This is a genomic window from Micromonospora sp. NPDC003776 (assembly GCF_053605645.1).
This window is the reverse complement of record NZ_JBSGJR010000020.1, coordinates 1-22,114: the sequence shown is the minus strand read 5'-3', so window position 1 is coordinate 22,114 and position 22,114 is coordinate 1. Positions and strand designations below refer to the sequence as shown.

The 22,114-nt window shown below is 71.7% G+C and carries 20 protein-coding genes and 1 riboswitch; of the genes, 8 read left to right on the top strand and 12 right to left on the bottom strand.

All coding sequences use genetic code 11. The features are described from left to right. The first annotated feature begins 42 nt into the window (after window positions 1-42). On the top strand, window positions 43-1,356 hold the full coding sequence (locus ACWEVO_RS03720) for a radical SAM protein (RefSeq protein ID WP_452306018.1): 1,314 nt from the start codon (window positions 43-45) through the stop codon (window positions 1,354-1,356). Window positions 1,357-1,439: 83 nt separating this feature from the next. On the opposite strand, the gene ACWEVO_RS03715 is transcribed toward ACWEVO_RS03720, so the two are convergent. Together ACWEVO_RS03715 and ACWEVO_RS03710 are read right to left on the bottom strand one after the other, a co-directional pair. Next, window positions 1,440-1,556: a hypothetical protein gene (locus ACWEVO_RS03715; protein WP_452306017.1), complete on the bottom strand. Its 117-nt coding sequence runs from the start codon at window positions 1,554-1,556 to the stop codon at window positions 1,440-1,442. A 20-nt stretch (window positions 1,557-1,576) separates the two neighbouring features. Further along, the gene (locus ACWEVO_RS03710; RefSeq protein WP_452306016.1) at window positions 1,577-2,353 is read right to left on the bottom strand and encodes an EamA family transporter; all 777 of its coding nucleotides are present in this window, start codon (window positions 2,351-2,353) and stop codon (window positions 1,577-1,579) included. A 298-nt stretch (window positions 2,354-2,651) separates the two neighbouring features. Here ACWEVO_RS03710 and ACWEVO_RS03705 point away from each other — a divergent pair, with 298 nt between their 5' ends. Next, complete coding sequence (locus ACWEVO_RS03705) at window positions 2,652-3,578, top strand: NAD-dependent epimerase/dehydratase family protein (protein WP_452306015.1); 927 nt, start codon at window positions 2,652-2,654, stop codon at window positions 3,576-3,578. A 97-nt stretch (window positions 3,579-3,675) separates the two neighbouring features. On the opposite strand, the gene ACWEVO_RS03700 is transcribed toward ACWEVO_RS03705, so the two are convergent. The 4 genes from ACWEVO_RS03700 to ACWEVO_RS03685 are packed head-to-tail and all read right to left on the bottom strand — an operon-like array spanning window position 3,676 to window position 6,363. Beyond that, a complete protein-coding gene (locus ACWEVO_RS03700) occupies window positions 3,676-4,473 on the bottom strand; it encodes an ABC transporter permease (protein ID WP_452306014.1) in 798 nt (265 codons plus the stop codon). Further along, complete coding sequence (locus tag ACWEVO_RS03695) at window positions 4,470-5,390, bottom strand: ABC transporter ATP-binding protein (protein ID WP_452306013.1); 921 nt, start codon at window positions 5,388-5,390, stop codon at window positions 4,470-4,472. Before ACWEVO_RS03695 ends, ACWEVO_RS03700 begins: the two co-directional genes overlap by 4 nt. Further along, window positions 5,387-5,758: a hypothetical protein gene (locus ACWEVO_RS03690; protein ID WP_452306012.1), complete on the bottom strand. Its 372-nt coding sequence runs from the start codon at window positions 5,756-5,758 to the stop codon at window positions 5,387-5,389. The genes ACWEVO_RS03695 and ACWEVO_RS03690 overlap by 4 nt, the downstream gene beginning before the upstream one ends. Next, complete coding sequence (locus ACWEVO_RS03685; protein WP_452306011.1) at window positions 5,758-6,363, bottom strand: helix-turn-helix domain-containing protein; 606 nt, start codon at window positions 6,361-6,363, stop codon at window positions 5,758-5,760. The genes ACWEVO_RS03690 and ACWEVO_RS03685 overlap by 1 nt, the downstream gene beginning before the upstream one ends. Window positions 6,364-6,494: 131 nt before the next feature. Here ACWEVO_RS03685 and ACWEVO_RS03680 point away from each other — a divergent pair, with 131 nt between their 5' ends. The 4 genes from ACWEVO_RS03680 to ACWEVO_RS03665 all read left to right on the top strand — a co-directional run bounded on the left by ACWEVO_RS03680 (window position 6,495) and on the right by ACWEVO_RS03665 (window position 11,764). After that, window positions 6,495-7,103, top strand: a complete 609-nt coding sequence (locus ACWEVO_RS03680) for a PadR family transcriptional regulator (protein ID WP_452306010.1) — start codon at window positions 6,495-6,497, stop codon at window positions 7,101-7,103. After that, window positions 7,100-7,825 (top strand): ABC transporter ATP-binding protein, encoded by a 726-nt coding sequence (locus ACWEVO_RS03675; RefSeq protein WP_452306009.1) that lies wholly within the window; start codon window positions 7,100-7,102, stop codon window positions 7,823-7,825. The genes ACWEVO_RS03680 and ACWEVO_RS03675 overlap by 4 nt, the downstream gene beginning before the upstream one ends. Beyond that, entirely contained in the window at window positions 7,822-10,293 is a 2,472-nt protein-coding gene (locus ACWEVO_RS03670; protein WP_452306008.1) for an FtsX-like permease family protein, read from the top strand. Before ACWEVO_RS03675 ends, ACWEVO_RS03670 begins: the two co-directional genes overlap by 4 nt. Before the next feature lie 216 nt (window positions 10,294-10,509). Next, window positions 10,510-10,641: riboswitch (cyclic di-AMP (ydaO/yuaA leader) on the top strand. Window positions 10,642-10,678: 37 nt separating this feature from the next. Continuing rightward, entirely contained in the window at window positions 10,679-11,764 is a 1,086-nt protein-coding gene (locus ACWEVO_RS03665) for a C40 family peptidase (RefSeq protein ID WP_452306007.1), read from the top strand. A 25-nt stretch (window positions 11,765-11,789) separates the two neighbouring features. On the opposite strand, the gene ACWEVO_RS03660 is transcribed toward ACWEVO_RS03665, so the two are convergent. The 3 genes from ACWEVO_RS03660 to ACWEVO_RS03650 form a co-directional block, all read right to left on the bottom strand. Continuing rightward, window positions 11,790-12,656, bottom strand: a complete 867-nt coding sequence (locus ACWEVO_RS03660; RefSeq protein WP_452306006.1) for a Rieske 2Fe-2S domain-containing protein — start codon at window positions 12,654-12,656, stop codon at window positions 11,790-11,792. A 100-nt stretch (window positions 12,657-12,756) separates the two neighbouring features. Further along, a complete protein-coding gene (locus ACWEVO_RS03655; protein ID WP_452306005.1) occupies window positions 12,757-13,620 on the bottom strand; it encodes an aldo/keto reductase family oxidoreductase in 864 nt (287 codons plus the stop codon). Between the two features lie 107 nt (window positions 13,621-13,727). After that, on the bottom strand, window positions 13,728-14,606 hold the full coding sequence (locus ACWEVO_RS03650; RefSeq protein WP_452306004.1) for a LysR family transcriptional regulator: 879 nt from the start codon (window positions 14,604-14,606) through the stop codon (window positions 13,728-13,730). A gap of 84 nt (window positions 14,607-14,690) precedes the next feature. Between ACWEVO_RS03650 and ACWEVO_RS03645 the strand changes: the two genes are divergently transcribed. Continuing rightward, window positions 14,691-15,647: a threonine ammonia-lyase gene (locus ACWEVO_RS03645; RefSeq protein WP_452306003.1), complete on the top strand. Its 957-nt coding sequence runs from the start codon at window positions 14,691-14,693 to the stop codon at window positions 15,645-15,647. Window positions 15,648-15,768: 121 nt separating this feature from the next. On the opposite strand, the gene ACWEVO_RS03640 is transcribed toward ACWEVO_RS03645, so the two are convergent. The 3 genes from ACWEVO_RS03640 to ACWEVO_RS03630 form a co-directional block, all read right to left on the bottom strand. Beyond that, window positions 15,769-16,311, bottom strand: a complete 543-nt coding sequence (locus ACWEVO_RS03640) for a hypothetical protein (RefSeq protein ID WP_452306002.1) — start codon at window positions 16,309-16,311, stop codon at window positions 15,769-15,771. Window positions 16,312-16,736: 425 nt separating this feature from the next. After that, the gene (locus tag ACWEVO_RS03635) at window positions 16,737-18,854 is read right to left on the bottom strand and encodes a prolyl oligopeptidase family serine peptidase (protein ID WP_452306001.1); all 2,118 of its coding nucleotides are present in this window, start codon (window positions 18,852-18,854) and stop codon (window positions 16,737-16,739) included. Between the two features lie 414 nt (window positions 18,855-19,268). Beyond that, entirely contained in the window at window positions 19,269-20,624 is a 1,356-nt protein-coding gene (locus ACWEVO_RS03630; protein WP_452306000.1) for a hypothetical protein, read from the bottom strand. A 924-nt stretch (window positions 20,625-21,548) separates the two neighbouring features. Between ACWEVO_RS03630 and ACWEVO_RS03625 the strand changes: the two genes are divergently transcribed. Next, window positions 21,549-22,114: DUF2637 domain-containing protein (locus ACWEVO_RS03625; RefSeq protein WP_452306030.1), on the top strand; the 566-nt coding region annotated here is incomplete at its 3' end.

Sequence of the window (22,114 nt, the reverse complement as noted above, 5' to 3'; positions counted from 1 at the left end):
CACCACCCCCGGGGTCTTCGTGCACAACCGCCAGGAGGGCGCATGCAGTCGCGTACCGATCTCATCGAGGACCTGATGGGGCGTTTCCCCCATGTGCCGCGAGAGGCGGTCATCAAGGAGGACCTGCTGCGCGGCGGCCTGGCCTTCGACGACTCGGCGTTGACCGACAACGAGAGCGGGTCGGTCAAGCCCAAGTCGTACTTCATCTTCTCCTTCGACCACCGGACGCTGCCGGACCTGGGCACCGCGGCGCTGCGCCGGCCGCCGGAGGAGATCGTGCTCACCGGCGGCCCGTACGGGTTGCGCCGGACGGTCGTGTCGGTCCGCACCAACCCCGACTCGCCGTACCGGGTCAAGGACGACGGCGAGGGCCGCCTGCGGTTGTTCCTGGACGGCCGGCCGATCGCCGACGTGGGGCTGCCGCCGATGCCGGACTACTACCGGCACACCCTGGCGAACGGGAAGTCGGTGATGGAGGTCGCGCCGACGATCCAGTGGGGCTACCTGATCTACCTGACGGTGTTCCGGGTCTGCCAGTACTTCGGCGCCAAGGAGGAGTGCCAGTACTGCGACATCAACCACAACTGGCGTCAGCACAAGCAGGCGGGCCGCCCGTACACCGGGGTCAAGCCGGTCGAGGAGGTGCTGGAGGCGCTGGAGATCATCGACCGGCACGACACCACCGGCGCGTCACAGGCCTACACCCTGACCGGCGGCAGCATCACCTCGAAGGTCGACGGGCTGGCCGAGGCCGACTTCTACGGCCGGTACGCGCAGGCGATCGAGGAGCGGTTCCCGGGCCGGTGGATCGGCAAGGTGGTCGCCCAGGCGTTGCCGCGGGCCGACGTGCAGCGGTTCCACGACTACGGCATCCGGATCTACCACCCCAACTACGAGGTGTGGGACAAGCGGCTGTTCGAGCTCTACTGCCCCGGCAAGGAACGGTACGTGGGCCGGGAGGAGTGGCACCGCCGGATCCTCGACTCCGCCGAGATCTTCGGGCCGCGCAACGTCATCCCGAACTTCGTCGCCGGCGTCGAGATGGCCGCCCCGTACGGCTTCACCAGCGTGGACGAGGCGATCGAGTCGACCACCGAGGGCCTGCAGTACTTCATGTCACGGGGCATCACCCCGCGGTTCACCACCTGGTGCCCGGAGCCGACCACCCCGCTCGGCCGGACGAACCCGCAGGGCGCGCCGCTGGAGTACCACATCCGGCTGCTGGAGGCCTACGCCGCGACCATGAAGGCCAACGGCCTGTCCAGCCCGCCCGGGTACGGCCCGGCCGGCCCGGGCCGCGCGGTCTTCTCGGTCAGCTCGTTCATGGACAGTCTGCCTGCGGACGCGGGGTCGTAACGGGCCTGCTGCTGGGCGAAGCGCCCGACGAGCGACGCCCGGGGCCCGGGCAGGTCCGGTTGGTCCTGCCCGGGCCCCTCGCATCAGCGGTGTGCGCCGCGGGCGTTCAGCACGATGGCGGTGGTGATCAGCCCGGCGCCGATGAGCCCGGTCGAACTGAGCCGATCGCCGAGGAACAGCGTGGCAAGGAGGGTGGCCACGATCGGTTCCAGCAGCGCGATCAGCGCCGCCGTGCCGGCCGGGGTGGTGCGCAGGCCCGGAAGTACAGGGCGTACGCGATCGCGGTGGGTACGGTGCCCAGCACGAGCAGCAGTCCCAGGGACCTCGGGGTGGGGACGAAGGCCATGCCGGAGGTCGCCGTGGAAGCGGCGGCGAGCACGGCACCGCCGATCGTGAAGCTCACGCCGGTGGCGGTGAGGTCGTCGAGCCCGGCGACCGGTCGGGCGCCGATGAAGGTCATGGCGGCGAAGCCGGCGGCCGACAGCAATGCGAGTCCACCGCCGGTGAGTGCCCGCGTGGTGGTGACGCCGCCGGCCGGCGTGCCGACGAGCAGGGCGAGACCGGCCACAGCGAGGGCCACCGCGGCGAGCATGGATGCGCTGACCCGCCGCCGGCCGGCGACCCGTTCGGCGGACAGGACCAGGGCTGGTGCGGCGCCGATGGTGAGCAGGGTGGCGAGGCTGACGTTGGTCAGTGACACCGCGGCGAAGAAGCAGGCCTGGAAGACCGCGGCGAGCAGCCCGTTCACGGCCATCCGGGTCCAGGCGTGCCGACCGCGTGGCAGGGGTTGCCGGGTCAGGCAGAGCCAGCTGATGACGAGGATGCCGGCGACGGTGAGCCGGTAGGCCGCCACGGCCAGCGGTGACAGCCCGGTTTCGTGGGCGAGGAGGCTGCCGGTGGGGCCACCGGTGCCCCACAGCACGCCGGCGGGGACAAGCGACCACAGGCCGGTGGCGGGACGTCGGGCGGCAGCCACCGGTTGTTCGGAGACAAGCATGAGGAATCGCTCCTGCGACGAGAGAAATGAGGGTCGCGGAAGCGGGGCGTACCGGACTCAGCGCTGCACGGACCGCGCGGCCAGCCGACAGCGGCTGGACACGATGAGCAGAAGCGCCCCGCTCAGGAGCGCGGCGGGGCGATGATGTCGAAGGTCCGGCGCATGTCGCGATCGTACGCACGGCCACCGGAGCGCACGACGCGTTTCCGGCTGTGCGGGACGACACAGCGCCAGGTCATCACAGGTCCGATCGGTACCTCGTCTACCCGGGTGAGATCTGTAGAGAGGAACCGAAGCCATGAGAGTCCTGCTCGCCGGCGCCTCGGGCGCCGTCGGTACGCCCCTGACCCGCCAGCTCATCGCCGCGGGCCACGAGGTGGTCGGGATCAGCCGTAGCCAGAGCAACGCCGAGCGGCTGCGCCGCGCCGGCGCGGAGGCCGTGGTGGCCGACGTGATGGACCGCGACGGGCTGCTCGCCGCCGTACGGGACGTGCGCGCCGACGCGGTCATCCACGAGTTGACCGCGCTGGGCACCACGAAGATGCGGGACGCGCTGCAGGGCACGAACGCCCTGCGTACCACCGGAACCGCCAACCTGCTCGCGGCGGCGCGGGCGGTCGGCGCGCACCGCTTCGTCACCCAGTCGATCATGCTCGGGTACGGCTACCGCGACCACGGCCCGGGCGTGATCACCGAGGACACCCCGTTCGGCGAGCCCGTGGGCGGCATGCTGGGCAGCGCCGTCGCGGCCATGCGCTCCGCCGAGGAGCAGACGTTCTCGGCCGACGAGATGGAGGGCGTCGCGCTGCGCTACGGGTTCTTCTACGGGCAGGACAGCATGACCAGGATGATGGTCAACCTGGTGCGCAAGCGCCGGCTGCCGGTGCCCTCGTCGGCCGGGTTCGCCAACTTCATCTACCTGGAGGACGCCGCCGCGGCGACGGTGGCCGCCCTGGAGAAGGGGCGCGCCGGGCAGGCGTACAACATCGTCGACGACGAGCCGGTGCGTTGGGGGGACTACCTGGACACGATGGCCGCCGAGTTCGGGGCGCGCCGGCCGTGGCGGGTGCCGAGCTGGCTGCTGCGGCCCATCCCGTACGCCCACGCGATGATGACCACCTCGATGCGCGTCTCCAACGCCAAGGCCAAGCGCGAGCTGGGCTGGGCTCCGGCGGTGCCCACCTACCGCGAGGGCATCCCGCTGGTCGCGAGAGCGAGCCGCTGACCGTCCGCCATCTGGGGTGCACCGGGCTCCGCTGCGGGCGCTGCACCTGCCGCTGTTGGTGGATCTGCTCCTGGCGCAGATATTCAAGCGGGTCGGGTCAGGTGATGTCGCGGCGCATGGGGATGACGACGGCGATCAGCGAGGCAGCGAGTGCGTAGGCGGTGAGCAGTAGCGCGCCGGCGGCCGGTGGCAGCAGTTGGACGGCGGTGCTACCGAGTTCTTGCGACATGGCGTCGGCGAGGTAGGTGAAGTCGGTGAGGGAGGCGGTGGCGCCGCCGGGCAGGACCGGGTAGAGCGCGTTGACGCCGGGGATCATCATGAGCAGCGTCTCGCCCATGTAGAGGTAGCCGATCACGACGCACAGGGCTACGACCTGGTTTCGGATCAGGGCGCCCACGCCGACACCGAGCAGCAGGTACACGACCATGGCGAGGCCGATGCGGGCGAGCAGCGCGAGTACGGTGCCGGGTGGCAGGCCGAGCGAGTCGCCGCGGGCGGCGGCGACGGTGAACAGGGCCGCGGCAGCGGTGCCCGCGAGGATCAGCCCGTACGCCAGTCCGGCGACGCCGTAGGTGGTGAGTTTGGCGGCGAGCACCTGCCAGCGGCGGGGCGCGAACAGGAACGTGACGGCGGCGGTGCGGTGTCGGTACTCGGAGGTGACGGCGAGTGTGCCGGCGGCGGCCGGCACGAATGCGGTGTAGCCGAGGATGCCGAGGATCGAGCGGAGGCCGGTTTCGGTGTCCATGCCGGGCATGGGCGGGTCGAAGTTCTCCGGCCCGACGAGCGCCAGCGCGCTCATCATGCCGCCGCCGAGCAGGGCTGCGGCGAGCAACAGCCCGCTCCACATCCGGGTGGCGAGCAGCCGGCGGAACTCCGCTTTGATCAGGTGTTTCACGGGGTGGCCGCCTTGTCGGTGGTCAGGTGAAGGAAGAGTTGTTCGAGGCTGGTGTTCTCGGTGACCAGCTCGTGCACCCGCAGTCGGTGCGCGGCGGCGAGGTCGGCGACGTCCGGGGCGTCGAGCCCATGCACCCGCAGCCGGCCGCTCTCGACAGCTTCGACCCGCGGTGCGTCGCCATCTGGCCGGCTGACCCGCAGGGCGACGGCCAGCCGGTCGGCGTCCGGCGAGCTCACCAGCACCGCCGGTGGCCCGGCGAGCCGCGCCCACGGCCCGGCGGCGACGAGCTCGCCGCGCCGGATCACCACCACGTCGTCGACGAGCTGCTGAATCTCGCTGAGCACATGGCTGGAGATCAGGACGGTGCGACCCTCGTCGGCCAGCTGACGCAGGAAGCTTCGCAGCCACAGCATGCCTTCCGGGTCGAGGCCGTTGCTCGGCTCGTCTAGCAGCAGCACCCGGGGGTCGCCGAGCAGCGCGGTGGCGAGGTTGAGCCGCTGCCGCATGCCGGTGGAGAACCCGTGGGTGCAGCGGTCGGCGGCCTCGGTGAGGCCGAGCAGGTCGAGCAGGTCGGCAACCCGCCGGTCCGGGTAGCCACCCATCGCGGCGTAGACGCGTAGGTGGTCGCGGGCGGTGTGGCCGGGGTGGGCCGCGCTCGCGTCCAACACCGCGCCGACGGTGCGCGATGGCCGCGGCAACCGCCGGTACGGCTGGCCGCCGATCGTCGCCGTGCCGGAGGTGGGCGACACGAGGCCGGTCAGCATGCGCATCGTGGTGGTCTTGCCTGCGCCGTTCGGGCCCAAGAACCCGGTGACCACGCCCGGCACGACGGTGAAGGTGAGATCACGTACGGCGGTGAGGGCGGCGTACCGCTTGGTCAGGTGCGCGACCTCGATCGCCAGGCGGTCGCCGCTCATGCGCAGGCCGCCGTCGCGCGTCCGATCGCCTCCGCGATGCCGGGCGCGGCCGGGTGAGAGAGCACGATTTCGTCGAACTCCCCGCCAGCGGCCGCGCGGTCCAGGACGAGGTGCAGCCCGGGCTCGCCCCGGTGCGCCGCCACGAGCTGACGGGGGCCACCGAGCAGCCCCCACACACCGATCTTGACGAAGCCGGACACGACGATTCCGCGCCGACCGCCGCGGGCCAGGCGCAGCGGGCCGTCGACCGCGGCGGCGTGCCGCACCGCCGCGACCGGGATGGCCAACCGCTCCCGCCCGATCCAGAGCCGCTCCCACCCGGTGAACCGGATGTCGACCAGCTCGCTGGTGACCGTGACCGATGCCATCAGCCGCTTCCTTCCCTCGTACCGGAGACTTCTTCTCGTTCCGGCGTCTCTTGTGTGGTGTCGCTGGCGGTCGGCTGGTCGGCCGGCATCAGGATGGTGGCCAGCAGCCGCGGCACCCTGCCGTTGCCGGGCTGGTTTCCGAGCAGCGGCCCGATGACCTGGTTGAGGTCGGCGGCGAACGTGGCCAGCTCCGCGTCGGTCAGGTGGAGCACGAGCTGCTGGTACCCGACCCCGTCGGCGGCGAAGTCGATCCGTTCGCGGGCGAGGTAGCGGGAGAATTCCGACAGCAGGCTCGACACGAACGCCGTGAAGTAGCGGGCGTGATCCTCGGGTGTCGCCATGGCCAGGGCCGCGGCGTCCAACGCCGCACCGTGGGGGGGCAGCGCGTAGACCCGCTCGACCGCCCCGCGAATCCTGCGCTCCTCCACCACCTCGATCAGGCCTGCCTTGACCAGCGTGGCCAGGTGCCGGTACAGCGTGGCCTGCGGGATGTCCGGCAGCAGCGCGACGAGGTCGTGCGTGGTCGACCGCCCACCGGACACCGCCCGCAGGATCCGGATGCGCACCGGATGCAGCGCCAGCTCAGCCCAACGGTCGCTCGACATCTCCACGGAAGAACCTTATCACTATCGAGAGTGATAACGGACGCGTGGAGGAAGGGCTCGCGCTCGAAATCGCTGGACCGGTAGATAATACTGAGTATTATACCCAGTATACTGACGCTGGATGGTGGAGCATGAGCATTCGACATGCGTTGCTGGCGCTGCTGACAGAGGGATCCAAGTACGGCCTGCAACTGCGGCAGGAGTTCGAGGCCCGCACGGGTGAGGTCTGGCCGCTCAACGTCGGGCAGGTCTACACGACGCTGCAGCGCTTGGAACGCGAAGGGCACGTGGCATCGGACGAGGCCGGGCGCGACGGCGCGCAGCGGCGATTCCGGATCACCGCCGACGGCCAGCGGGAACTGGACCGGTGGTTGCGCACCCCGCCCGAGTCCACGCCCCCACCCCGCGACGAACTCGTCATCAAGGTGCAGGTGGCGGTGCGCATGCCCGGCGTCGACGTACGGGAGATCCTGCAGGTCCACCGCCGGCGCCTGGTCGAGGAGATGCAGCGCTACACCCACCTGAAGGCCGAGGCGGACCCCGACGACATCGCACTTGGCCTCGTCGTGGACGCGGAACTGTTCCGGCTCGAATCGGTGGTCCGCTGGCTCGACGCGGCCGACGCCCGGCTGCGCCGCCTACCCGCCCCACCCCCCGCCGACGCGCCCGGCGACCGGGCCAAGCCGGCCGGCCCGGAAGCGGCGAAACCCACGCCCACGCGCGAGGGGGCCCGTCGATGAGCGCCGTGCTGAGCATGCGCCAGGTGTCCAAGGTGTACGGCACCGGCAACGGCACCGTCCACGCGCTGCGGCAGGTGGACCTCACCGTCGAGGCGGGCGAGCTGGTGGCGATCATGGGGCCGAGTGGCTCCGGCAAGAGCACCCTGCTGACGATCGCCGGCAGCCTGGAGGAGCCGACCGACGGTGCGGTGCTGGTCTGCGGCGACGACGTGGCGAGCATGTCCGCCGACGCGCGGGCCCGGATGCGCCGCCGGTCCATCGGCTTCGTCTTCCAGGATCTGAACCTGCTCGCCGGGCTGTCCGCAGTGGAGAACGTGGCGCTGCCGCTCGAACTCGACGGACTCGGCGCGCGGGCCGCCCGGGCCGCCGGTCTGCGCGTACTGGAGGAGTTGGGGCTGGCCGAGCGGGCCGGCCACTTCCCCGACGACCTGTCCGGCGGCGAACGCCAGCGGGTCGCGATCGCCCGCGCGGTGGTCGGCGAGCGGCGGCTGCTGCTCGCCGACGAGCCGACCGGCGCGCTGGACTCCGGCAACGGTGAGGCGGTCATGCGGATGCTGCGGGCGGCGTGCAAGCGCGGGATCGCCGGGGTGCTGGTGACCCACGACGCGCAACTGGCGTCCTGGGCCGACCGGGTGGTGTTCCTCCGCGACGGCCGGGTGGTCGACCAGACCGCGCCATCGGCCGGCCCGGACACCCTGCTCGCCGGGGACGTGGCACCGTGAGCGCGACCGCCACCCCGCCGGCCGCCGCCCGGCCGGCGGCCCGCCGCGCCCCCGGCGGTGGGCTGCCGGCCCGCCGGGCCGTGATCCGCTGGGCGGTACGGCTGTTCCGCCGCGAGTGGCGCCAGCAGGTGCTGACCCTCGCGCTGCTCACCGTCGCCGTCATCGGGGCCACGTTCGCCGTCTCGGCGACCTACAACATGGCCTCCACGAGCGACGCGCGGTTCGGACGCGCCGACCACCTCCTGCAGTTCGAGGGCGGCGACCCGGCCCAGCTGCAGTCCCGGCTCGCCGCCGCCCGGAACTGGTTCGGCACCATCGACGCGATCGGCCACCGGTACGTGGAGGTGCCCGGCCTGTTCGACCCGGTCGACGTGCGGGCGCAGGACCCGCGCGGCGCGTACGGCGCGTCGATGCTGGCGGTGCGGCAGGGCCGGTTGCCGGCCGGCGCCGGCGAGATCGCCGTCACCGACGCGGTGGCGCGGACGCTGCGGACCGGGCTCGGCCGGCGGCTGCACTTCGACGGTCACGACCGGCTGGTCGTCGGGGTGGTGGAGAACCCCAAGGACCTGACCGACGAGTTCGCCCTCGTGGACCCGGCGTCCGCCGACCCGCCGCAGACCGTCACCGTTCTCGTCGGTGGGACCACGGATTCGCTGGAGGCGTTCCGCAACACCATCGACGGTCCGCTGATGCGCGAGTCGCGGCCCGGCACGAGCCGTACGGTGGTCGCCGCCGTCACCCTGGCGCTGGCCACCGTCGGGCTGCTGCTGGTGTCGCTGGTCGCGGCGGCCGGGTTCGTCGTGGCGGCGCAACGCCGGCTGCGGCAGCTCGGCATGCTCGCCGCGATGGGCGCCACCCGCCGGCACCTGCGGCTGGTGCTGCTGGCCAACGGCGCCGTCGTCGGCGCGGTCGCGGCCGTGCTCGGCACCACCATCGGCGTCGCCGCCTGGCTGGCTGTGGCCGGACGGGTGGAGACGGCCGCCGGGCACCGCATCGACCGGTTCGACCTGCCGTGGACGACGATCGGCGCGGAGATGGTGCTGGCCGTGGCGACCGCCACCGCCGCCGCGTGGTGGCCGGCGCGGGCCATCGCCCGTACGCCGATCATGAGCGCACTGTCGGCGCGGCCGCCGCGGCCCCGACCGGCCCGGCGCACCGCGATGGTCGCCGCGCTCCTGCTCGCCGCCGGCGTCACCTGCCTGGTGCTGTCCGGCGGGAAGAACCCGGTGCTGCTCTGCGCGGGCACCGTCGCCACGGCCGTCGGGGTGCTCCTGCTCGGCCCGGCGGCGATCCGGCTGCTGGCCGCGGCGCGCGGCAGGCTGCCGGTGGCGGTCCGGCTGGCGTTGACCGACCTGGTCCGCTACCAGGCCCGGGCCGGCGCGGCGCTCGCCGCGATCAGTCTCGCGCTGGGCATCTCCGTGGCGGTCGTCGCCGGGTCCGCCGCCGCCGAACACCAGGCCAGGCAGGCCGCCGGGCTGGGCAACCTGGCCGACAACCAGCTGCTGGTCCGCATCGGCCGCCCCGCCCCGGTGATCCCGGTACGCACCCCGGCGGAACTGGCCGGCCTGCAGGCCCAGCTGGACACGATCGCCGGCAACCTCGGCGCGCCCGCCGTGACCCCGCTGGACATGGCGGTGGTCGCGGCGGACACCGAACCGGGCCAGAACGGCGGCCAACCCGGGCATCCGGCCGTCGAGATCGGCACCCCGGTCGCCGACGGGCAGCAGATGGCGTCGTACCCCCTTTACGTGGCCACCCCGCAACTGCTCGGGCGCAACCACCTGGACCCCGCGGCGGTCGCCGCCGACACCGATGTGCTCACCGTCCGCACCGGCGCCCTCGAACTGGTGAACATCCCCGAACGCCGCGTCTACCCGAAGACCCAGGCGCTGCCGAACCCCCGGTACTCCTCGATGCCGAACTCGCTGGTCACCGCGCACATGATGGCGCGCCACGGCTGGCAGCCCGCGCGGGTCGGCTGGCTCCTCGACGCGGACCACCCGCTCACCACGCAGGAGCTGACCACCGCGCAGAACTTGGCCGTGAGCGCCGGCCTCACCATCGAGTCCCGCCACGAGCGGGCCACGCTCACATCGCTGAGGACCGGGGCCGTCGCCGCCGGCGCGCTGCTCGCCCTCGGCATCCTCGCGATGACCGTCGGCCTCATCCGCGGCGAGGCCGCCGGCGACCTGCGCACCCTCGCCGCCACCGGAGCGCCCCGGCGGGTACGGCGCACCCTGACCGCCACGACGGCGGGGGCGCTCGCACTGCTCGGGGCCGTGCTCGGGCTGGTCGGCGCGTACGCCGGGTTGGTGAGCGTGCTGCACCGCGACCTTGGGGCGCTCGCCGACGTGCCGGTCGGGCACCTGGCCGCGACGGTCGTCGGGCTGCCGGTGCTCGCCACCATCGCCGGGTGGCTGCTCGCCGGCCGGGAGCCGCCGTCGATGGGCCGCCGCCGGCTGGAGTAGCACGCGCAGTTTGACGATCAATATTAGGAACGGTTGAGAATTCGATTAGCGGAGTCTTACGTGGACATCATTTCCGGCACCCGATGTGCCCATTCGACCGCACAGTGAATTGGCATTATCGGCTCGTTGATTTCTTCGGGCCGTCCTCACTAGTGTTGGTCAGCGTCCGTTCCGGACGTCGGTCTCCACCTGGAGTCCCCGGGGCGGCCACCGCCGAATCACCGGACGCCGTCGGCGTCAACGGCGAGCCGGGGAACCACCGTTTCCGGGGTGAATCCGCGTCAGCGGTAGGGCGCCTTCCACGCCCGAACCCGTCAGCTAACTCGGCAGGCGGTCGAGGTCGGCGCAGCGATGCGTCGGCCTCGAATGGAAGGAGCCGCAGCCGTTGCCACGCGTACGCACCCGGGCCGCCGGATCGCGTCTGCTCGCCAGAATCCTCGCCGTCGCCGCGGCCACCATGGTGGCCGTCGCGCCGGCCGCCCAGGCCCACGCCGCACCGTCGGCCGCGCAGGTGCAGCAGCAGATCGAAGCGGCGTTCGAGAAGCTCGAACCCGTCATCGAGCAGTACAACAAGGTCCGCACCGACCTGACGGCAAACCAGCGGAGATCGGCCGAACTGAGCCGGCAGCTGGAGCCGCTGGGCAGGTCGGTGGAGGTCAGCCGGACCCGGGTCACGCAGATCGTGTCGGGCTACTACAAGCGGGAGAACTCGCTTTCCACCTTCAACGCCCTGCTGACCCCCGGCTCGCCGCCGACCGAGCTGGGGGACCAGCTCGCGCTGGTGAATCAGGTGGCCCATTCGGAGCAGCGACAGATCAGTCACCTGTCGACCCAGCAGGCGAGCTACCACGCCGACAAGGAGAAGATCGACGCGCTGATCGCGATCCAGCAGCGCCAGCAGGCCCAACTGGCGGCGCGCAAGAAGACCATCGACGCCGAGATCACGCGGCTGGACGCGCTGCGCAAGAAGATCGCCGCCGCGGACGCGGCCAAGGCGGCGGCGGAGGCCGCGGCGGCCAGAGCCGCAGCCGCGAAGTCGGCCACCACGTCCAGCGGCACCTCACCGATCACGTCGACCAGTTCGCTGTTCATCGGCGGGCAGTGTCCCGCCGTCGCCATCACCGGCAGCGGCGGCGTCGCGGCGAAGACGGCGTGCAAGCAGATCGGCAAACCGTACGTGTGGGCGGCCGACGGCCCGGACACGTTCGACTGCTCCGGCCTGACCCAGTACGCGTGGGCCGCCGCCGGGGTGCACCTGGCCCACTTCACCGGTGACCAGTGGACCTCGGGCGTGGCGGTGAGCAAGGCCAACCTTCGTACGGGTGACCTGGTCTTCTTCTACTCCGACCACCATCACGTGGGCATCTACGTCGGCAACGGGCTGATCGTCCACGCCCCGCACACCGGGGACGTGGTGCGCATGGCCCAGCTGGCGAACATGCCGTACAGCGGCGCCCGCCGACCCGGCTGACCGGTGGCCGCCCCTCCCCCGGCGGTCAGGGCAGCCTGGCCTCCAGAACGCCGTCGGTCACCCGCGTGGGTAGCACCTGCTGGTCAGTGCTCGCCGGGCCGTGCACCACCTCTCCGTCCTTCAACTGGAAAGTGCTGCCGTGCCATGGGCAGACGACGCAGGGTTGCCCGTCGACCTGGATCACCTTGCCCTGCCCGAGCGGCCCGCTCTGGTGGGCGCAGCGGTCGAGCAGGACGGTGATGTCGGTGCCGTCGCGGTAGACCACGACGGGCACGTTGTCGACCTGCCGGGCCAGCAACTGGGCCTCGGGCAGGGAGTCGACCTCCGCCACCCGGCGCCACCCGTACTCGACCCGGTGCATGTCCGGGGCGCCCTGGTTGACCTGCGCGGTCTGCTTGTAGACGAGGTGGCCGCCGAGATAACCGCCCGCGCTCACCGTCGCCAGGCCGAACAGACCGAGGATGCGGCCGAGCCCGTGCCGCCCGCGCAGGCGTGCGGCGAGCGAGCTCGCGTAGAGAGCCACCGCCAGGGTGTTGGTGGCAGCATGCACCAGGCCGACCCGGCGTTCCTCCTGCCAGAGCCACGACCAGTCGTTGACGCCGGTCAGCGCGGCCGGCAGCGCGCTTGCCGTGCCGACCGCGACGAGGGTCGCAGCGGCGTGCTCCTGCCCTCGCGTCCGCCCCGGCATCAGGTCGAGGACGGCGCTGCTCATCCACGCGCCCATCGGGACCTGCACCAGCGCCGGGTGCAGCGGATGGCCCAGCCACACGCCGTGCAGCGCATCCTTGACCCGTTGCGGTCGCAGCAGCGACCACACCCTGGGCTGTAGCCGGTCGCCCACCCGGTCCAGCGCGGAGGCCTGCTCCAGCTTGTTCAGAAGTGCCGTACGCATGGCCGGCCATACCCCACCCGCCGGCCCTGAAACCCGGCTCCCGTCGGAGCCGAGCAGCGGCGAACGTGCCCAACAGCGGCGCTCGCCGCGGCCGAGCCGGTCAGTCGATGCTGTTCAGTTCGCTCAGCGCGTCGTCGGGCAGGGCCAGTCCGGCGGCGGCTACGTTCTCGCGCAGGTGCGCCACGGACGAGGTGCCGGGGATGAGCAGGATGTTCGGGGACCGGTGCAGCAGCCACGCCAGCGCGACCGCCAGTGGAGTGGCGCCGAGGCGGGCGGCGACGGCGTTCAGCTCTTCGGACTGCAGCGGAGAGAAACCGCCGAGCGGGAAGTAGGGCACGTAGGCGATGCCCAGCGCCGCAAGCGAGTCGACGAGGGGATCGTCGTCCCGGTTGGCGATGTTGTAGAAGTTCTGCACGCACACGACCGAACCGATGGACTGCGCCTCGGCGATCTGATCGGCGTTGACCGTGCTGAGCCCGAGATGTTTGATCAGCCCCTGCTGCTGCAGCTCGGCCAGAACCGTGAACGGCTCCTCGATGGATCCGGGGGTGGGCCGGTCGAACCCGCCGACGCGCAGGTTCACCACGTCGAGCACGTCGAGGCCGAGGCGAGTCAGGTTGTCGTGCACGGCCTGGCGCAGCTGCTCCGGGGCGAGGGCCTGCGGCCAGTTACCCTCGGCGTCCCGCAGCGCCCCGACCTTGGTCACGATGTGCAGATCCTCCGGATAGGGATACAGCGCCTCCCGGATGATCTCGTTGGTGACGTACGGGCCGTAGAAGTCGGCCGTGTCGATGTGGTTGATGCCCAGCTCGACGGCCTCGCGCAGCACGGCGACGGCGGCGTCCCGGTCGGCCGGCGGGCCGAAGACGTGCGGGCCGGCCAACTGCATCGCGCCGTACCCCATCCGGGTGACCGTCAGTTCCCCCATGCGGAACGTGCCGCCGGGCAGGCTGGTCGACGTCATGCGGCTTCCTTTCGCTGTTGTCGCAAATCCGCAAGCTTCCCGCCGGCGGGACCACCAAACCCTCCCGGGCCGGGAAGCGCCCGCTGCGCGAGCGTTGGCAGCCGGGTTCAGGTCCGTGCGTTCCGGGCCGCTTCGGTCAGGTGGGTCAGGAGGGTGGCGGTGGCGGGTGGGTCGGGCGGCTGCCCGTACACGGCGGCGTCGATCCGCCGGCCCGGGCCGGGTAGCCGCACTGCTCGTACCCGGCTGTGTCGTTGCGCGGCCAGGGCCAGCCCGGGCAGGGTGGTGACCCCGAGGCCGGCGGCGACGAGCGCCTGGACGGCGAGGTAGTCGTCGGTGGTGAAGGCGATGTCGGGCCGGAAACCGGCTTCGGCGCAGCTGTGCACCAGATGGGCCCGGCACCGTTCGCAGCCGGTGATCCAGCGCCGAGCGGCGTGGTCGGACAACCGGTCACCGGGCATGTCCAGGGGCGTGACCAGGTAGATCGGCTCGGTCAGCAGGCGGATGCGGCGCAGCCCGGGGTCGTCGGGCGTGTCGGGGTAGGCGAACAGCACGGCGACGTCGACCTCGCCGGCGCGCAGCAGGCGGACCGCGTCGGGCGGTTCGGCTTCGGTGAAGCGCAGTTCGATGTCGGGGTGCTCGGCGACGAAGGCGGCGGCGGCCTGCGGCACGAACGTGCCGAGCGCGGACGGGAAGGCGGCCAACCGGACCCGGCCGGCGCGCAGCCCCGTGTACGCGGCGAGGTCGGCTTCGGCCGCGTCGAGCCGCCCGAGGATCTCGTCCGCCCGTTGGGCCAGCATCCGGCCGGCTTCGGTGAGCCGGATACCGCGGCCGGCGCGCTGCAGGAGTTGGCTGCCGGTTTCCGCCTCGAGCCGAGCGATGTGGTGGCTCACCGACGCCTGGGCGTACCCGAGGGTGCGGGCGGCCGCGGTGACCGAACCGCACCGGGCGACCGCGGCGAGCACCCGCAGCCGGGTCACGTCGAGCACGGCGCAAACATATCAACCGGATCGATAGAACCCGCCGAGGATTGGCATTAGACCGATGGAAGGGCGGGCCGGGACGATGAGCGGGTGGAAAACCTGCTGACCTTCGCTGACGTCCTCGCCGCGCAGGACCTCCTGGCCGGGCAGTTGCCCGCGACGCCGATGTGGTCGTATCCGGCGCTGGACGCCGTAGCCGGCGCCACCGTGTACGTGAAGCATGAGAACGTGCAGCCGGTGGGCGCGTTCAAGGTGCGCGGCGGGCTCACCCTCCTCGCCGGCCTGCCCGCCGAGCAACGCGGGCGGGGCCTGGTCACCTACTCCACCGGCAACCACGCCCAGTCCATCGCGTACGCGTCAGCCACCTTCGGGGCGCCCTGCACGGTCGTCATGCCGGCGACGGCCAGCGCGGAGAAGGTCCGGGCGCTGCGCGCGCTCGGGGCCACCGCGGTCCTGCACGGTCCGGACCTGGCCGCCGCCCAGCAACACGCGGAGAAGCTGGCGGCCGCCGCCGGCGCGCTGCTGGTCAGCCCCGGTGACACCCCGGCGTTGCTGGCCGGCGTCGGGACCCTGTACGTGGAGATCTTCACGGCCCGCCCGGACCTGGACGCGGTGGTGGTGCCGGTCGGCAGCGGCACCGGCGCCGCCGCGGCCTGCCTGGTCGCCGCGAAGCTCGCCCCGCACTGCCGGGTCATCGCCGTCCAGTCCGCGGCCTCCCCGGCCGCATACGACTCCTGGCGGGCCGGCACGTGCCTCGAGCGCCCCAACCGCACCCGCGTCTACGGGCTGGCCACTGGACGCGGGTTCGCCCTGCCGCAACAGCTGATGCGTACCGGCCTGGCCGACTTCCACCTGGTCGACGACGAGCAGATCGCGGCCGCGCAGCGGCTGCTGGCCAGCCATGCGCACACCCTCGCCGAAGGCGCCGGGGCCGCCGCGCTGGCCGCCGTGCTCGCCCGCCCGGAGGATTTCGCCGGGCAGCGGGTCGCGGTGGTGTGCACCGGCGGTAACGCCTCGGCTGCGGAGATCGGCGCACTGGGCGGATGACGCTCGCCTACGGGTGGGTGCGCGTCTGGCGTCGGCCGCACCGGTTGTTGCGCACTGGCCGCTACCGCGGAGGGCAACATGATCGAGGTGCGGACCTGGACGGCTCGGTGAGACCCGGTTGTCAGCGCGGATGCTGGTCGGTCGACGGCTGGGCCGTCAGCCGAGGTTCCACATCCTCCGGCAGCTCGGCTCCGCAGAGCGCGCAGGTGTAGTCGTCGTCGCGGACGAGGTTGCGCTCGCCGCAGTCGAGGCAGCGCCGGAAGACGACGGCCACGGTGAAGCCTTCCGGGCGCCCGATTCCCGCCCGGTCGAGGGCGCCCGCCACCGCCGCCCATGAAGCCGGTTCGGGGCAGTAGCCGGTGGACTGGTTGCTCACCTCAATGACGACCCAGCCGCCGCGCTCGCCGGCGAAGGTGATCTCCCCCGCGCCGAGGACCTCCCCACCGCCCGCGCAGGCGACGTGCTCGCTGCGTCTCGGCGCAAGCCGCAGCGTGCCGGCAGGGTCGACGACGTACGTGAACGGCTCGTCACGGTCGCGTGGATCCGCGGCCGCCAGGTAGGCGTCGAGATCGGCCGGTGATCGGATGGGGCATCCCTCGGGAGCCTCGGCGACCGACGTCCGGACGTCCGCCGGGCCGACGTACCGGTATCGACGCCCTTCCACCGAACCGACCCTACGCCGCCACGGCCGCCGCCGTGGACAACCGCACCGGTCCGGCCGCTTGGACTCCGGGCGCACGGCCCTTACCACGAACAGCGCTGATCGCTTGCTCGGCTTCGACCGGCTCTCGTCAGCAGCTGCGGTCAATTCCCGCTGCGGTACCGGCCGTCCACGTAGCCGAGCGCGTCGCCCACGCCCCGCAGCTTCTCCGGGTTGCGGACGGCCCAGATGCGGGTGACGCGCCCGTCGGAGACATCGACGTCGGAGCGCGTGTGAGGAAGGGGGCGTCGATGTTGTACGTGCTCGCGGCGGTGCTGGCGTGGAAGCCGGGCGGCGGCTCGCCCCGGCCTGTCTGGCACGCGTCAGGTTTCCTCGTACTCGCGTCGGTCCAGGTCGTGCTCGGCATAGCGCACGTCCCGTCGGTCCATCTATCCCTGGGTGTCTTGATGTTCGGTCTGAGTGTGCTGACGCTGGGCCGGCGCTGAAGCCTGGCGCGGTAGGGCAGAGCGCACCGGCTCGGTCAACTTGCTCCAGAGGAACTCCAGCGCCAGCGCCGAGATGAAGGTGCGCTGCTCGTTGTTCGCGGCGGCACCGTGCCCGCCTTCGACGTTCTCGTAATAGGACACGTCGTGGCCGTGCTCGCGCAGCCGGGCTGCCATCTTGCGGGCGTGCCCCGGATGCACCCGGTCGTCGCGGGTCGAGGTGATGAACAGGACCGGCGGATACCGCACCCCAGTGCGGATGTTGTGGTACGGCGAGTACTCCCGCAGGTAGGCCCAGTCCTCCTCCCGGTCCGGGTCGCCGTACTCGGCCATCCACGAGGCACCGGCCAGCAGCCGGTGGTAGCGCCGCATGTCCAGCACCGGCACGTGCGCGACGACGGCGCCGAAGAGCGACGGGTAGCGGGTCAGCATCACCCCCATCAACAGGCCGCCGTTGCTGCCTCCCTCGATGCCGAGCTGGGCCGGCGTGGTGATGCCCCGGGCAACCAGGTCGGCCGCCACCGCGGCGAAGTCCTCGTACGCCCGCGGCCGGTTCTCCCGCATCGCCGCGCGGTGCCATTCGGGGCCATACTCTCCACCGCCGCGGATGTTCGCCACGACGTACGTACCGCCGCGGGACAGCCAGCCCCGGCCGGTGACCCCGCTGTAGTAGGGGGTCTGGGAGATCTCGTACCCGCCGTACCCGGTGAGCAGCGTCGGCTGGCTGGGCGCGTCCCGCTCCCCCACCACGAAGTACGGCACCCGCGTACCGTCGGCCGAGGTGGCAAAGAACTGGCGTACCGCCAGGCCCTTGCCGTCGAAGAACGCCGGCTGCCGTTTGAGGATCTCGACCGGGCCGCCGACCTGTCCGAGCCGCAGCGTCGCCGGTTGGAGGAACCCTTCCGAGGCGAGCAGATAGTCATCGCCGAGGTCCGGGTCCGTTTCCACGATCCAGCTGTGATCGTCCTGCGGCACCCCCGCGAGCGGCTCCCGCCGCCAGCCCGTCTCGCCCGGCGTGAGCACCTCCAACCGGCTGCGCACATCGGCGAGGGTGGCCAGGATCAGATGGTTGCGAGTCCATGCGTAGCTGTTGAGCGCCGTGTGGGCGTCGGGTTGGAAGAGCACCGCCATCTGCCGCGCGCCGGCGAGGAACGCGTCGAAGCGGGTCGCCAGCAGGGCACCGGCGGGATAGGTCACGTCACCCAGCGTCCATGGCGAGCGCAGCCGGATCAGCAGCCACTCGCGGTGTACGTCCCGCTGGGCGTCTTCTGGCACGGCGATCCGGATCCGCTCGCCCGCCTCCGTCAGCAGGAAGTGCTCGCTGCGGTAGAAGTCCAGGATCCGGCCCACGAAGTCGCGCTCGAACCCGGGCGTGCGGTCGTGCGAGGCGTACACGACCAGGTCGTCCACGCGGCCCTCGCACACGATCTCGGCCTCGGACAGTGGGGTGCCTCGTCGCCATCTCTTGGCGATGCGCGCATAACCCGAGGTGGTCAGCGAACCGGGGCCGTAGTCGGTGGCCACGTAGATGTGGTCGGCGTCGATCCAGCAGACGCTGCTCTTGGCCTCGGGCAGGTTGAAGCCGTCCTCGACGAAGGTCCGGCGGACGAGGTCGAACTCGCGGACCACCACCGCGTCCGCGCCGCCTCGGGACAAGCTGATCAGGCAGCGTTGATAATCGTCCCGTAGCACCGTCACGTCGCTCCAGACCCAGTTCTCACCCTCTGCGGCGGCCAACGCGTCGACGTCGAGCAGCACGTCCCACTCGGGCTCCGGCCGGCGGTACTGGTCGAGGGTGGTGCGGCGCCAGAGTCCGCGGGGATGCGCGGCGTCCTGCCAGAAGTTGTAGTAGTGGCGATCCCCGCGCCATCCCGGGTAGGGAATGCGGTCGTCGGCGTCGAGCACGTGCCGGATCTCGGTCCGCAGGGCGGCGAACCGTTCGCCCTGGGTCAGCGCGGCCACGGTTTCGGCGTTGCGGTCCCGCACCCACCTGTCGGCGTCCGCGCCTTCAAGATCTTCCAGCTCGAGGTACGGGTCGTCGCCGTCATCGCTCAAGGTCGCCACCTTCGCAACTATCCCCGACGAGTGCCCGCGTCGATGTCGGCATGGCGACTCAGCCTGCCCACCGCCACGAACCGCGCCCTGACCTGCGGGAACCGGCACTTCCCTGGGTTGAGCGAGGAAACACGGCGCGCTTTCTCTTAGCTAGCCGACCATGTCGATCAAGGGGTGGCCGTGCGCGGGCTATGACGTGGCCGGGTCTGGTCAGACGGGCTGTGGCTTCGCCAGCGCCAGCGCAGGTGGCGCACCTGACACGAACACCACATCGTCGTCCCTGCGGCGGTCGGCAACGGGGTGGCCCAGACGGCGCCGGATCCGGCGGGGTCCGGTGCGGCGCAGCCGCCGAGGCCGGTGGCGAGCAGCGGCAGCGTCAGCGCGCCTCGGCGGACGAGCGGGAGCGGCGCCGGATCGGTGCGCTCAACGTTGCAGCACCGCGGTCGCGTAGCCGTCCGGGTAGAACTGGTAGTAGTCGCGGTACCGGACTGTGAAGGTGGTGGTGCCGCGTGGCAGCGAGTAGGTGAGGGCGTACCTGCCGCTGGCGTCCAGCTTGCCGCGCCAGAACTCCTGCTCGGGCCCGCCGTTGGTCGACGCCGTGATCCACCAGTAGTTGTCGTCGCCGATCGGCGAACTCCAGGTCACGGTGAGCTGCGCGGTGCCCTTGTCCTTGCCGCTCCCGACGCGGGCGGTGATGGCGAGGTCGGTGACCGGCGGCTTCGGCGGGTGCGCCGGCCCGAAGGAGTGCAGCAGCTGTGTTTCCTGGTAGGGGTCGTTGGAGGTGACCGCCCAGGCGCGGGTGCCATCCCGGTTGACCAGCAGCGTGCCCTGCCAGAGGTTGTCGCCGTTGCGGAAGTCGACGGCATACGTCGGGACCGTGCTGCCCTTGGCGTAGAGATAGACATCCGTGTCACCGGTGCCGGTCGAGGTGCGGCCGATGGCGACCGTGGAGCTGTCGGCGGACCAGGCGGCGTCCTGCGGGTAGACCCCGCTGGGGTAGACGGTGGCGTCGGCGAGATCCGGCAGCCGGTACGAGTGGTGCTCGTACGGGTTGCCGACCGTCTCCACCACTTCGGTGCCGTCGGGGCTGATGGCGTAGTCGATCAGGTTGCTGCCGGTGTTGTCCCGCCGGGCCACGATCGTCGGGCTGTCGCCGGACACGTCGATGACGTACGTGGTGATCGGCGAATAGTCGGTGTCGCCGGCGACGAGGAGGCCGGGCGCGCCGGGGCTGGCGTCGATGATCGGGTGGACGTTGGGGCCGCCGGTGTAGAGCACCGGCGGGGTGCCGGGCGCGGACCAGATCAGCAGACCGCCGGAGCCGATCCCGGCGTCGATGAACCCGCCGACAACCTTCTCGCCGGCCGGTTCGACGGTGTACAGGTGGGCGCCGGTGGGTGCGGGGTAGCTGGCGATGATGGTGAGCGTGGCGGCGTCCAGCGCGACGATCCGGTTGAAGCCCTGGGCCGCGTACAGGATGCGCCCGTCGTCGCTGAGGACGAGGTCGGAGATGTCGGCGACGGCCGTGACCCGGTTCAGCAGCCGGCCGTCGAGGTCGGTCACCACCAGCGGCAGCCCACCGCCGACGCCTTGGGCGATGTAGAGGCGCCCGCGCGCTTCGTCGAGTTCGATCGCCCGCAGGTCGGTCACCGGCAGTTGGACGCCGACACTCTTCAACAAGGCCGTCTCGGCGGCGGCTGGTCCTGCTGTCAGTAGCTCCGCGGTGCTGAGCCCGATCGCCGTGAACATCCCGGACGCCAGCAGTTGACGACGCCGCATCTGACACCTCCCCGTGTCGGCCAGCCGCCGTACCGACGGCCGGACGAAACCCTAATACCGGGCTCGCCGAGTGGGAAGCAGCGGCCATGACGTGATCTGACGAAAGTCACCGGCTTGGTGGTGAATGCCCTGGCCGATGGCACTCCCCCGGACTCGCGCCAATGTTCGCTGATCGAGTCGCACGGAAGCCGGGCTTGACGCGACGGGCATTCCCGGGCGTACTCGATATACGTACCCGCATCGCCGGCCGGCGTGGTCGGCCACAAGAGGCGCGCAGGCACTCGCAGGACAGGGTGGCTGCTGTTGCTCGCGCTGGCGATGCGGAGGACACCGAGAGATGGGAGGTCCCACATGAAGGATCACTCGTCGGCGAGTTGAGCCGCACCACTGTGGCGCTTGTTGAGCGCCGCCGGTGGCGAGAGTCCTGACTGGCTCGGCTTGGCCGTCTGTCCCCGTGTCCGCCCGCTGACCTCAGCCTGCAGTAAGGGTTGTGGCGGCACCTGCTGCCCGGCTGCGTGGCCCCTGGGCGGCCCTGGATTGTTCGTCGGCTCGATCACAGAGGCATTGGCCGACCTCTGCAAGCACAAGGGGTTGCGCCCTGCCGGCCGTCCCGCGGCAAGGTCCCGCCCGCACGGACGCCAGTCCTGTGCGGGTAGGCGCGCCGCGGCGCGCATCCCCGTCGCTATTGGATCCCTACAAAAAGAAGCTGGAGAACAAACATGACCTCAGCCCTCATCAATGCAAACAGTTTGGCGGCTGCCTTCTCGGTCCGCCTGCTCAGGGCGGCGCCATTCGAGGCTCTGCGCGAACGACGTGTCGACAGGTGGTGGGCCGTTGGCATCGCTTGAGCAGCGGCCGCCCGACCTCCCCGTCGCGGTGCGGTCGGGACGGGAGCGGCTGGAGAACCGGATCCAGGTGCTGATCATGCTGTTGATCGGCGGTGCGGCCGGCGCAGCCTCATTCCGTCACGTGCATGACGTCGCGGCGGCGCACGGCCAACCGGGCTGGCTCGCCTGGGCCGACGCGGTCGTCCTGGAACTGGCCTCGATCGCCGCCGGTCTGGAACTGCGCCGCAACCGGCGCCTGGGAAAGAGCGCCACGTTCCCGGCGACCGTGCTGACAGTGGCGGTGTTCCTGTCCCTGTCGGCCCAGGTCGTGGAGGCCGAAGCGTCGGTGATCGGCTGGGTCGCCGCCGCGCTGCCGGCGCTCGGCTTCCTGACGATGGTGAAGATCGCCCTCGGCCGTGCCGACCCCGCCCCGCCCGGCCACACCGCCGGACCCCTGCCCGGCGACTCAGGACCGCCGCTGATCGCGGACGCCGCGGTCCCGGACACCCGCAAGCCGGTCCCCGGACCGACGCCGCCGGCCCCGACGTGCACTGCCACGGTCCGGGACGCCACCACTGCGGTCCCGGACCAGGACCGGACGGTCCGGGACCAGGACCGGACCGTCCGGGACCAGGACCGGACCGTCCGGGACCAGGACCGGAC